Consider the following 11,642-nt stretch of genomic DNA (forward strand, 5'->3'; position numbering starts at 1 on the left):
GGCGGCGCGGGTTATTCGTGGACGTCGAATTCCTTGTCCAGCCGGTCCATGAGGATGAAATAGGCCAGGATCAGGAGAACGAAGATATAGATGGATCCCTGCTGGGCGAACCAGAATCCCAAGGGGAACCCGCCGAGGTGGATGGCGTTGAGCTGATTGACGAAGAAAATGCTCAGGACGTACCCGGCTACGAACCAGATGCCCAGGAGCACCACCATGTATCTCAGGTTGCGCTGCCAGTAGCGACGCATCTTGGCGTCGTTGTCGGCCTTGGCCGTGTCGCCCGACGGGGCGGCGTGCTGCATGTGTCCGTTGGTGTCCATGGGATGCCTCCTTGGCGCGTTTCGGATCGTTCGTCGGAAGGACCACAGGCCGTGCGGGCCAGATGTCTTCCAGGAGGCCACCATGCAGCGGCCCGCGCAGGGGGGCATCTTTTTTTCGGCAAGCGGCGCGAACGCTTCCGGCAACGGAAACCCCGCCGAGGTATGGCGCGCCTGGCGCCGGTCGCCCGTTTATAGATGTTTTGACGCCGTTTGCGGCCTCTTTCGCCTGGGGAAAGGACCAATTGCCGTCCATGGCCGGGAGCGGCCCGGTAAGCGGCGGGATTTTCCTGGTCAACGGGGCAGCGGCCACACGGGGGAAACGCCCTTTTCTCCCGGCACAGGGAGAAAAAAACGCCCAATGCGCATGACAACCGGCGAAAAAAACGCCTTGCTCCTGCGGGCCGAAACATGGCGACCAACGGACAACCCACTGGGAACAAAGCATATTTGCAAGGGGAACACTTCATGCAAAGTCACACCTGCTGTCAGGGCGGCACGGCGCGGCGTCCCCGGCGAGGACGCCGGAACCTCAGGCGCGTGTTCTTCCCGCCCTCCCCCATGGCGGCCAGCCGCGGCCGGGCTGAAACCCTGGATCGCCGTCGGCTCGCCAGGCATGAACGAACCTGGAGGATTCCATGGAAAAGATTCTGATCGTCGGCTGCCAGAAGGCTATGGGCGACGTCTGCATCGGATGTTCACGCTGCCTGGTGGCCTTCAACCGGCGGCTGGGGCTGTTTTCGGGATATAAGGAGGCCGAGGTCATCGGCCTTCTGAGCTGCGGCGGCTGTCCCGGATCGGTGATCGTCACCCGCCTGGCCCAGGTCAAGCTCTGGAACGCCCCCATGAACGAAAAACCCACGGTGGTGCATATTGCGCCCTGTATCGGCGACCACTGTCCCTATGCGGACGACATCATGACCAAAATCCAGGTCAAAAGCGGCATCCCCGTGGTCCTGGGCACGCACCCCTTCGCCCCCTCGGACATCTTCGCGTAAGCCATGGCCGCCCATCCGATCCTTCACGACCGCCTGCCCGCTTCATCCCCGGGCCTTTGCCTCGCCGTCCTGGCGGACAACGACGCCCGGCCCGGCTTTTGCGCCGAACACGGCCTGAGCCTTTGGCTCATGCTTCCCGGCGGCGGCCTGTGGCTGTGGGACACCGGACAAAGCGGGCTTTTCCTCGAAAACGCCCGGCGGCTGGGGCTGTCGCCGGAGACGGCCCGGGGCGTGGCCTTAAGCCACGGACATTACGACCACGCCGGGGGCCTGGAGCACCTGCTGCGCCGCCCCGGTTTCAAAGGCGAGATCGTGGCCCATCCGGCCTTCGCCATCCCCCACTACCGGCGCACGGCCTCAGCCTTCGCCTGCGACATCGGCTGCCACTGCCCCCCGCCCCTCCTGAAGGAACGTCTGCGCGTGGTCCACGCCCCGACCCGGATCGATTCCGGCCTGCACATCCTCCCGGCCATCCCGCGCCAGCGCGGCCACCGGCAGGCCACAGGCGGCATGTTCCTCGACGCAGGCGGCCAGTGGCCGGACATCATCCCGGACGACGCCTGCCTGGTCCACACCCAGGGCGGCACGCTCACCGTCATCCTCGGATGCTGCCACAGCGGCGTCGCCAACACCCTGGACGCCGTGCGGGAACACTTCGGCGACGCCCCGATCAGCCTTCTGCTCGGCGGTCTGCACCTGGCCGGGGAGGATCGGCAGACGATCCTCGACGCCCTGGAGGCCATCACCCGCCACGGGGTGCGGGCCCTGTGCCCCGGGCACTGCACCGGGGAAACGGCCACGGCCCTTTTGCGCGAACAGTTTCCCGGCCCGGTCATTCCCCTGGCCGCCGGCCTGATCCTTGAACTCAGAGGAGACGCCCCATGACCAAAATCGGCCTGATCCGGTGTGAGAAAAACGAAACCCGCTGTCCCCTCACCGGCTGTCTGACAAGCCTTCACAACGCCGCACAAGGCTTTGCCGACTTGGCCCAGCCCGAACTCATCGGCGTTTTCACCTGCCATTGCCCCGGCGACCACATCGCCGACATGGCCAAAATCCTCAAATCCAAGGGCGCTGAAGTCATCTCCTGGTGTACCTGCGCCTTCGCCCGCCGGGAAGGCGGCGCATGGGTTTTGGGCGGGGGATTTTGCGACCACCTGGACGAACTGGCGCAACGTGTCGCCCGGGAGACCGGACTCCCCTGTATCCTTGGAACGGCGCATCTGCCCCAGGGATACGTCCCTCAAACCTTCGATGCGCCCCAGGATCACGCCGACGGGTGAAGGTAACCCGCCAGCCTCGCTGACCGGATCGAAAACCGCCCCGTGCGCCAAAGGATTCGCCATGGTCATCGCCATTAGCGCCGCAGGCCCCGATATCGACGCCCCGTTCGATCCCGATTTCGGCCGCTGCCCGTATTTTTGCGTCTTCGACACCGAGAACGCCCATTGCAGCGCCTGGGCGAACCCCTGCGCCGGACTGCGCTCCAGTGCGGGAGGCCGATCCGTGGAGTTATTGGCCGGACTCGGCGTGAACCGGGTTCTCACGGGAATCTGCGAAAAACCCGCCCTCGAGGCCTTGGCCAAGGCTGGCATCGCCGTGGCGACCTGCCAGGCCCCAACCGTCGGCAGGGCCATGGCGGACTGCACAAAGACCATGGGGCTTCCCCTCCGCTGCGCGGCGGCCATAAGCCACGAAGAGGCCCTGGCCAGTCTCGGCTTTCCGGTGGTCTCGCCCATGGATATGGCCTTCGCCCCCCGCCTCGGGGGACGCGGCGGCGGCCGGGGCATGGGCGGAGGAGGGCGCGGAATGGGTGGCGGCCGGGGCATGGGCGGCTGCGGGCGCGGCATGTCGGGATCGGGCGCGAACGCCGCCCCACGGCCCGCCATCCCCGGGCCGCCGACGCCCCGGCCGCCTGCGGCCAGGCCCCCGCGCCCAGGCAATGTCACCGAGGCCAACACGCGACAACGCCAAAAGGCGGTCATCGACAGGACCGTGTGCACGGGATGCGGCGCTTGCGTCGCCTGCTGCCCCACGGGAGCCCTGTCCCTGCAGGCCGGGAAGGCCAGCGTCGACAGGTCGTTGTGCGTCGGTTGCGGCGCCTGCCTGCGGGCCTGCCCCACCGGGGCTGTCTCCCTTCCCCGCGCCCGGCGCATGCCGCCCTGTTTTCCCGAATCGTGACGCCTCCTGACGCCAGATCCCGACTTCCGTTTTCTCTCCCAGGCCACTATCAATCCGTTGTCCTGCGCTTTGACAAAAAAAGTTCCATGTCGTAAATCTTTCGTGTTACTTCGCTATATAATATATATCACGATCATCGACACATTCCCGAGGTATGCCCCATGAAATGCTCCCCCCTTGCAATGGCCCTGGTCCTGGCCTGCCTGATCGGCCTTGTCTCCATCCCGGCCCACGCCGCCGACACCCGCCCCGTCACCGACTCCCTGGGCCGCACCGTGCAGGTGCCTGCCAAGGTCGACCGGCTCATCTGCTCCGGCTCCGGCTGCCTGCGGCTTCTGACCTATCTCCAGGCCCAGGATATGGCCGTGGCCGTGGACGACATCGAGACCAAGCGGTCGGGGTTCGACGCCCGGCCCTACGCCCTGGCCAACCCCCAGTTCAAGACCATGCCGCTTTTCGGGGAGTTTCGCGGCCACGACAATCCCGAACTCATCGCCTCCTTAAACCCCGCCCCCCAGGTCATCCTCAAGACCTATGGAACCATGGGCCATGATCCCCAGGCCCTCCAGGACAAGACCGGCATCCCGGTGGTGGTCATGGACTACGGCGACCTGGGCAAGAACAAGGCCGCCTTCTACGCCACCCTGCGCATGATGGGCGACATCACGGGCAAAAAGGACCGGGCCGAAGAGGTCATCGCCTTTTTCGACAAAACCGAGGCCGACCTCATGGGCAGGATAAAAGGCATCCCCGAGGCCGGGCGCAAGACCTGCTTTGTGGGCGGCATCGCCAAGAAGGGACCGCATGGGCTTTTGTCCACCGAGCCCACATATCAGCCCTTCGAGCTGGCCGGTTGCAAAAACGTGGCCCTCGAGGCCGGGGAAAACCTGGACCACGCCGTGGTGGCCAAGGAAAAGCTCGTGGTCTGGAACCCGGAGTATCTCTTCATCGACCTGGCCACGGCCCAGATGGGCGAAAACGCCGGGGGCCTGTACGAAATCAAGACCGACCCGGTCTACGACGGCCTGTCCGCCAAGACCTCGGGCAAGGTCTACGGCCTTCTGCCCTACAACTGGTATTCCATCAATTTCGGCTCCATCCTGGCCGACGCCTATTTCATCGGCAAGACCGTCAATCCGGACAGGTTCGCCGATGTGGACCCGGCGGCCAAGGCCGACGAGATCTATACCTTCCTGGTGGGCAAGCCGGTCTTCGCCCAGATGACCGGGGCCTTCGGGAACATGGCCTTCAAACCCCTGCCCCTGAAATAGCGGGGCGGGACCATGCATTTCGGAGAGGGCCGGATTCCCGAGGCCTATCTGGCCCATGTGGGCCGCAAACGGCTCATCGTGTGTCTGTCCTGCGTAATCCTGGCTGTGCTTTTCGTGGCCTCGGTGTCGCTTGGGCCGGTGAACGTGCCGCCCCTGGACGTCCTGGCGGCCTTTCTGGGCAAGGCGGCAAGCCCCAGGGACCAGATCATCGTCCTGTCCATCCGCCTGCCCCAGTCCCTGGCCGCCGCGCTTTCGGGCATGGCCCTGGCCGCGGCCGGGGCAGCCATGCAGTCCATCCTGCGCAACCCCCTGGGGTCGCCGTTCACCCTGGGCATCTCCCACGCGGCAGCCTTCGGCGCGGCCTTTTCGGTCATCATCCTGGGCAGCGGGATCATGACCAGCAGCCAGGAGGGGGCGGTCACCATCTTAAACCCCTACCTGACCACGGGCATGGCCTTCGCCTTCTGTCTGGTGGCGGCGCTCATCGTGGTCGGGGTGTCGCGCCTGCGGGGGGCCAGCCCCGAGGTCATGGTCCTCACCGGCGTGGCCTTGGGCGCGCTTTTCACGGCCGGGACCATGTTTTTGCAGTATTTCGCCGATGACCGGCAGTTGGCGGCCATGGTTTTCTGGACCTTCGGGGACGTGGCCCGGGCCAAGTGGAACACCCTGGCCTTTATGGCCGTGGTGTCGCTTCCGGTGATCGGCTTTTTCTACCTGAACCGGCTGAACTTAAACGCCATCGACGCCGGGGACGAGACGGCCCGGGGCCTTGGGGTGCGGGTTGAGCGGCTGCGACTGGTGGGCATGCTCCTGGCCTCGCTTTTGACGGCCACGGTGGTGGCCTTTTTGGGGGTTATCGGCTTCGTGGGGCTGGTATGCCCGCATCTGGCCCGGTGGGCCGTGGGCGACGACCACCGATTTCTCCTGCCCCTGTCCTGCATTTTGGGCGCGGTGCTGCTTGTGGCCTCGGACACGGCGGCCCGGCTGGTCATCGCCCCGAGCGTGTTGCCGGTGTCGGTGCTCACGGCCTTTCTGGGCGCACCCACCTTCATCGCCCTGCTTCTCGGGAGGCGGAAGAAATGAAACTCTGCGCCAGGGACTTGGATGTCGGCTACCGGGACCGTCTGGTGCTCTCCCAGGTGGCCTTCGAGCTTGAGCCTGGGGAGATCCTGGCCGTTTTGGGGCCAAACGGCGTGGGCAAGACCACGCTCCTTCGCACCCTAAACGCCATGCTCCCGGCCCGGGGCGGCGCGGTCCTGGTCGAGGACGCGGACATCCTGCACATGTCCTCCCGCCAAATCGCCCAGACCATGGGCTATGTGCCCCAACGCTCCGAGGCCGGCAGGCTCACGGCGTTCGACGCCATCCTGCTCGGGCGCGTGCCGCACCTGCGCTTTGCCGTGCGCCAGGAGGATCTGCGGGTGGTGGATGCGGCCATCCGCCGCCTGGGGCTTGAGGAACTGGCCCTACGCAACCTGGACCGCATGAGCGGCGGCGAGCTTCAGAAGGTGTGCATCGCCCGGGCGTTGGTGCAGGAGCCCTCGGTGCTGCTTCTGGACGAACCCACCAGCAGCCTGGACCTGAAAAACCAGATGGAGATTTTAAATCTCGTGCGCGAGGTGGCCCAAGGCCACGGGGTGGGCGTGGTCATGACCATGCACGACCTGTCGGCGGCGCTGCGCTTCGCGAATCGGTTCCTGTTTCTGAAAAAAGGCCGGGTGCTGTCCGTGTGCGACCGGGAGGGCCTGTCGTCCGAGGTCATCGGCGAGGCCTACGGCGTGCCCGTTTGCATCGAATGGATCAGGGGATGTCCGGTGGTCATCCCGGAAAACTGACGCGCGGCGACGCGGGAGGATACCGATCATGGGCTGCACGCTCACCAAAGACCAACTGGATGCCGCCGTGGCCTTCCACGGCCATGAATGCCCGGGCCTGACCATCGGGCTGCGGGCCGCGGAACTGTGCCTGCGCGAGTTCGGCCACAATAACGACACGCCCATCCTGGCCGTGGTGGAGACGGACATGTGCGGCGTGGACGCCATCCAGGCGCTCACGGGCTGCACCTACGGCAAGGGCAACCTCATCCACCGCGACCTGGGCAAGATGGCCTTTTCCTTCTACCGCAAGACGGACGGTAAAAGCTTTCGGGCCGTGCTGCGGCCGGAATCCCATGGCGAGGCCGGGAACCTGGCCCGGTCGCTCATGAAGACGGTGTTTTCCGGCCAGGCCACCGAGGAGCAAAAACGGCTTTCCGCCGAGATGCGGGAGAAATACCGCCAGCACCTACTCTCACTCGACCTGGCCGAGGTCTTCACCATCGGCGACGCGCCGCCCATGCCGCGCGGGGCGGCCATCCTGGACAGCCTGGTGTGCGAGCACTGCGGCGAATCGACCATGGAGTCGCGCACCCGGCGCTTTGGCGGCAAGACCCTGTGCATCCCCTGCTTTACGGCCGTGGAGCAGAAGATTTAGCCGACTGAGTAACGCATTTATACCAGGAAGCACTTGGCACATAGGCCGCTCAACAAACATGAATCATATTTTTCGGTTATTTCCAAATCGAAACAACGTTTTTGCGACTCAATCTAATGCCACAAGGAAGTTCGCCATGATCTCAATGAGTGACGATGATTTTGATCATTTATTTAAATTACTGAATGCACTATCTGGAAATACTTATGCATGGAATCAGACCTCTGCAAAAAAAGAACACATTGATCAATTTGGAAAAAAAATTAACCCCGGGGACGTCTACTATAAACGCCAATACGGAAATTCCTACAGCCAAGAACTTAAACTCTCCCGCCAATCAATGGAAAATATTCTTACAATACTATTTCATGGTTCTTTACAGCTTCGACAGGTTGGCGAACATTTTTTCAAAATAGAACAAGACAAGATCTTATCTTGTTACAAAAATATCCTATAACACCCCGCATAACCCATGTGACCAATGTAGAAATAACCTTGCACGCAATGCCCATAATGAGACCGCTGCACAATCCTCTGATGTCGTTACGGAATTCTCTCGAAAGGTCTCGGTCGTCTGTTTCCGCCGTCGTTTAGCCGACAGCGCTGATCTTGTTTCACCTTGAGGCGGCGTTCGTCACTCCTTAGCGTAAGTGTTCCTCAACATCCCGCTTTGAGCACCGCTTTTTTCAAGTTGAAAGCCATAGCGTTGAGTAAAAATTCAAGTTCAACCTTGGCTACCCCCAGGTAACGCGTCCGGAAGAAGCCATAACTTCTTTTGAGCGTTCCGAAAGCCCGTTCCACCTTCGACCGGACGCTGCTAACTTGACGATTTGCCGCTTTTTCGGCGGGGTTCAGCGCACGGTTGCGAGCGGCCTTATGCATGATGCCGTCGGCAAGTCTCCGAGCTTGGAGCACATGCCTGTTCAACTGGCTGCTGTATCCCTTGTCCGCATAGATGCGGCCCCCTGGCATGGGGCCAATCTCATCAAGAATATCCACGAATTCCTGCGTATCCGAACGGTTGGCGGGCGTGACATGGCCGCCGAGGAGAAAGCCGTCCCGGCTGTCCGTGGCCGCATGGACTTTGTAGCCGTAATAAGCCCGGTTCCCTTTGCGCAACCAGGCCGCATCGGCGTCATCGGAGTAGCTGATGGTTACGTCCGACGCCTCGTCGTCATCTTCCTCGCGATCTTCGGGAAGAATATCGATTACTTTGAGGGGGCGGCGCGAGGAGGTGATGACGCTCGCGTCCACGATGGCTCCTTCACGTACCAGTAAGCCGCGCCGCTGGAGTTGATGGTTGAGTTTGTCCAGAAGCCGCTTCAAGACGTTTTTTTCAAGCAGGCTCTGCCGAAACCGGCAAATGGTCGAGGAATCGGGCACCTCGTCATGATCAAGGGAAAGGCCCACGAATCGGACAAAGGACAACCGATCGTACAAGCATTCCTCCACCGCCGCGTCGCTCAGGTTGTACCACCTCTGGAGCAGAAGGATTTTAAACATCGGCAACGGTGCATATGCAGGATTACCAACGGCATTGACGACTCGGCTGAGCTTTTTTCGAAGAAGCTTCTCAAACGGCTTCCAATCAATGAGGCGATCAATCTCATCCAGAAAGCATTCCTTGTGCCTGCGATGGGACACGACGTAGTCGGCAATACCGGGCTTATTGGAATTGCGCTCGCTCATGATCGCCTCCATTATTTTTGATGGAGAAAATATAGCATAATTGCCTAAAATTACAATAGAATTGTGCCATTTTTCCGTGCAACGGTCTCATAATGACTTAGCTTATTTTGTTTTGCCACGCCTTGCCCCCGGGCCTGAAAGCAGGTACCCTTTCGAAGGGAAGCACCCTCCACTCCCCGAAAGGAATCCCTCATGGCCGCACCCGTAGAGAAAAAACAATACCTGACCTTCGCCCTGGGCGAGGAGCTCTTCGCCCTGGAGTCCTCCCTGGTCCTGGAGGTTCTGGAGGTTCCGGCCATCACCCGCATCCCCCGGGTGGCGGACTTTCTGCTCGGGGTCATCAATCTGCGCGGCAACGCGGCCACCATCGTGGACGTGCGCCGCAAGTTCGGCATGTCCCCCACGGAATGCACCCGCGACACCTGCGTCATCGTGGTGGAGCGGGATTTCGATGGAGAGCGCCAGCCCGTGGGACTTCTGGCCGATTCGGTGCGCGAGGTGCTGGAGGTTACCCCGGACTGCGTGCTGCCCCCCCCGGACATGGGGCTTTCCGTGGACGCCCGGTACATTGGCGGCGTGGCCCGGCATGGGGAGGACTTCGTTTTGCTGCTCGACGCCGACCGCCTGCTCTGTCTGGCGGAACTGGCCGCCCGCGCCGACGCATAGCCGCACCGGGTCCGCGACATCACTGGCCACGCATGGGGCGGCCATCCCTACAACAGGCCCGTTTCTTGATAAAACACCGGGCATCTTTTCAAAAATGCGGCGCGTGGCGACTTTTTTTTCGACCGTAACAAATTCTTGTTGCGCTTTCCTCCAAAAGCCGTAAGGTTCCTTGGTTACCCGCCCGGGCGGTTCGCCGTGCCGGGCAACATAATGCAGAAGGAGCATTTTTTTATGTCCCAGGAAGGAACGGTTAAGTGGTTCAACGAAAAGAAGGGTTTCGGCTTCATCGAGCAAAATGGCGGAGATGACGTGTTCGTGCATTTCTCGGCCATTTCCGGCAACGGATTCAAGACGCTGCACGAAGGCGACCGGGTCAGCTTCGAAGTTGTCTCCGGCGACAAAGGGGTCAAGGCGGCCAACGTGACCGTCCTGTAGCAGATCCCGTCCCGCTTGCTTTTCAAAGCCCCTGCAGCGCGGGGGCTTTTTTCTTTGGCGACGGCGTGTTCCCCATGGCCCGCCGGACGGCGTGCGTCCGGTCCACACCCTGCCGCAGCGCCGGGGGAAAAGACCGCCCCCGGCCGCGCCGTTTTTTTCTTTCCGGAGTCGGCGTCAGCCGCCGCAGACCACCTGATGGTGGGTGACGAACAGGTCCGGGTCCAGTTCGAAGGCCGCATCGTCGCCATGCAGCCAGGCCCGGTCGATATCCTCCCCGGCAAACGTCCGGATGGCCTCGTAGGATTCCCAGTACGAGATCATGACAAAGTGGGTCACCCCGGCGCAGTCCCGGCGCAGGACCGTGGCGCCCGCGCCGCCCGGGGTTTTCTCCACCTCGGCCACGCCCGTGGCCCGCAGATGGGTCTCGAAGGCGTCGGCCTTGCGTCGTGGCGTGCGGCAGGTCCAAACCCTGGCGATCATGGCGTTTCCTGTCCTTTGGAATGGGGCGTAAACGGGTGCTGCCGTGGACCGGGCCGCCCAGTGTCCGGCGGCGTCCCGTATTGCGAGCGGCGCTTTCCGCTACAGACCAACCCCCCAACAGCACTTTGAATTTATACGATTTATTAAAAAAACAGAACAGTCTTTTTGTGAACGTCACGCTAGATGTCGTAGAGTTGCACGATCCCCGCAATGCGCCCCTGCTGCTCCACGAGCAGCGAGGTGATCTTCCCCTTGAGCATGATTTTTTTGGCGTCGGCCAACAGCATGTCGCCCGGCACGATCTTGGGGTTTTTGGTCATGACATCCCTGGCGCAGGCCATGTGCAGGGCGGCGAGGTCTTTTTGCATCATGGTCCGGCGGAGGTCGCCGTCGGTGACGATGCCCGTGACCCGATCGGCGGCGTCCATGATGATGGCCAGGCCGCACCGCCCCTCGCTCATGATCAGGGGGAGCTCCTGAAGCGGCGTTTGTTCCCGGGCAAAGGGCAGCATGTCGGTCTTCATGACCATGTCCACCGTGGTCAGCAAAAGACGCCCCAGATGCCCGGCGGGATGGCAGACGGCAAAATCCTCGGCGTTGAACCGCCGGGCGTGCATAAGCGTCATGGCCAAGGCGTCGCCCAGAACCAGGGCCGCCGTGGAGGACGAGGTGGGGGCGAGCATCAAGGGGCAGGCCTCTTCCGAAACGTGGGCGTCGAGATGATAGTCGGCGCACCGGGCCAGGGTGGACTTGCGGTTGGCGGTCATGGCCATGAGATAGATGTTGTTGTGCTTTAAAAAGGGGATAAGCCGCAGGATCTCGTCCGTTTCGCCGGATTTGGACACGGCCAGCACCATATCCGGGGCCCGGATGACCCCCACGTCGCCGTGGCAGGCCTCGCTGGCATGCAAAAAGACGCTCGGCGTCCCGGTGCTGGACAGGGTGGCGGCAATTTTTTTCCCGATGATGCCGGATTTGCCCACGCCGGTGACGAACAGCTTGGCGTTGCTGTTGATGATCCGCTCGATGACCTTGGAGAGCCCCGTGAAGTCATGGTCCAAGAGGGACATGACCGCCGTGGCCTCCACCCGGATGGTGCGCAGAAACGTGTCGTGCTGTTGCATGGCCGC

Annotated in this window: 15 protein-coding genes; 11 read left to right on the plus strand and 4 right to left on the minus strand. The window is 62.4% G+C overall.

Annotation, left to right across the window (positions count from 1 at the left end):
* Nucleotides 1-11 precede the first annotated feature (11 nt).
* Nucleotides 12-323, minus strand: a complete 312-nt coding sequence (locus GD606_RS11490; RefSeq protein WP_309550334.1) for a DUF4212 domain-containing protein — start codon at nt 321-323, stop codon at nt 12-14.
* A gap of 635 nt (nt 324-958) precedes the next feature.
* Here GD606_RS11490 and GD606_RS11495 point away from each other — a divergent pair.
* The 9 genes from GD606_RS11495 (at nt 959) to GD606_RS11535 (ending at nt 7,699) form a co-directional block, all read left to right on the plus strand.
* The gene (locus tag GD606_RS11495; RefSeq protein WP_163303295.1) at nt 959-1,318 is read left to right on the plus strand and encodes a CGGC domain-containing protein; all 360 of its coding nucleotides are present in this window, start codon (nt 959-961) and stop codon (nt 1,316-1,318) included.
* A gap of 3 nt (nt 1,319-1,321) precedes the next feature.
* The gene (locus tag GD606_RS11500) at nt 1,322-2,203 is read left to right on the plus strand and encodes an MBL fold metallo-hydrolase (protein WP_163303294.1); all 882 of its coding nucleotides are present in this window, start codon (nt 1,322-1,324) and stop codon (nt 2,201-2,203) included.
* The gene (locus tag GD606_RS11505; RefSeq protein ID WP_163303293.1) at nt 2,200-2,601 is read left to right on the plus strand and encodes a CGGC domain-containing protein; all 402 of its coding nucleotides are present in this window, start codon (nt 2,200-2,202) and stop codon (nt 2,599-2,601) included. The genes GD606_RS11500 and GD606_RS11505 overlap by 4 nt, the downstream gene beginning before the upstream one ends.
* 61 nt (nt 2,602-2,662) lie before the next feature.
* A complete protein-coding gene (locus tag GD606_RS11510; RefSeq protein WP_176629287.1) occupies nt 2,663-3,499 on the plus strand; it encodes a NifB/NifX family molybdenum-iron cluster-binding protein in 837 nt (278 codons plus the stop codon).
* A 161-nt stretch (nt 3,500-3,660) separates the two neighbouring features.
* Nucleotides 3,661-4,770, plus strand: a complete 1,110-nt coding sequence (locus tag GD606_RS11515) for an iron ABC transporter substrate-binding protein (protein WP_246298759.1) — start codon at nt 3,661-3,663, stop codon at nt 4,768-4,770.
* 12 nt (nt 4,771-4,782) lie between these two features.
* Nucleotides 4,783-5,853, plus strand: a complete 1,071-nt coding sequence (locus tag GD606_RS11520; RefSeq protein ID WP_163303973.1) for a FecCD family ABC transporter permease — start codon at nt 4,783-4,785, stop codon at nt 5,851-5,853.
* Nucleotides 5,850-6,605 (plus strand): ABC transporter ATP-binding protein, encoded by a 756-nt coding sequence (locus GD606_RS11525; RefSeq protein ID WP_163303972.1) that lies wholly within the window; start codon nt 5,850-5,852, stop codon nt 6,603-6,605. The genes GD606_RS11520 and GD606_RS11525 overlap by 4 nt, the downstream gene beginning before the upstream one ends.
* A gap of 28 nt (nt 6,606-6,633) precedes the next feature.
* Nucleotides 6,634-7,242 (plus strand): FmdE family protein, encoded by a 609-nt coding sequence (locus GD606_RS11530; RefSeq protein WP_163303971.1) that lies wholly within the window; start codon nt 6,634-6,636, stop codon nt 7,240-7,242.
* Between the two features lie 136 nt (nt 7,243-7,378).
* Nucleotides 7,379-7,699, plus strand: coding sequence for a hypothetical protein (locus GD606_RS11535; RefSeq protein ID WP_163303970.1), 321 nt, complete (start codon nt 7,379-7,381; stop codon nt 7,697-7,699).
* A 200-nt stretch (nt 7,700-7,899) separates the two neighbouring features.
* On the opposite strand, the gene GD606_RS11540 is transcribed toward GD606_RS11535, so the two are convergent.
* Complete coding sequence (locus tag GD606_RS11540; RefSeq protein ID WP_176629169.1) at nt 7,900-8,931, minus strand: IS5 family transposase; 1,032 nt, start codon at nt 8,929-8,931, stop codon at nt 7,900-7,902.
* Nucleotides 8,932-9,123: 192 nt separating this feature from the next.
* On the opposite strand from GD606_RS11540, the gene GD606_RS11545 reads away from it, so the two are divergent.
* Both GD606_RS11545 and GD606_RS11550 read left to right on the plus strand, forming a co-directional pair.
* Nucleotides 9,124-9,597 (plus strand): chemotaxis protein CheW, encoded by a 474-nt coding sequence (locus tag GD606_RS11545; RefSeq protein ID WP_163303949.1) that lies wholly within the window; start codon nt 9,124-9,126, stop codon nt 9,595-9,597.
* Between the two features lie 231 nt (nt 9,598-9,828).
* The gene (locus GD606_RS11550) at nt 9,829-10,032 is read left to right on the plus strand and encodes a cold-shock protein (RefSeq protein ID WP_163303948.1); all 204 of its coding nucleotides are present in this window, start codon (nt 9,829-9,831) and stop codon (nt 10,030-10,032) included.
* 174 nt (nt 10,033-10,206) lie between these two features.
* Here GD606_RS11550 and GD606_RS11555 read toward each other — a convergent pair whose 3' ends face one another.
* A complete protein-coding gene (locus GD606_RS11555; protein ID WP_163303947.1) occupies nt 10,207-10,512 on the minus strand; it encodes an antibiotic biosynthesis monooxygenase family protein in 306 nt (101 codons plus the stop codon).
* 179 nt (nt 10,513-10,691) lie between these two features.
* A complete protein-coding gene (locus tag GD606_RS11560; RefSeq protein ID WP_163303946.1) occupies nt 10,692-11,636 on the minus strand; it encodes a KpsF/GutQ family sugar-phosphate isomerase in 945 nt (314 codons plus the stop codon).
* Nucleotides 11,637-11,642: the final 6 nt, after the last annotated feature.

It is taken from the genome of Desulfolutivibrio sulfodismutans DSM 3696 (assembly GCF_013376455.1).
In the GTDB taxonomy this organism is placed as follows: domain Bacteria; phylum Desulfobacterota; class Desulfovibrionia; order Desulfovibrionales; family Desulfovibrionaceae; genus Desulfolutivibrio; species Desulfolutivibrio sulfodismutans.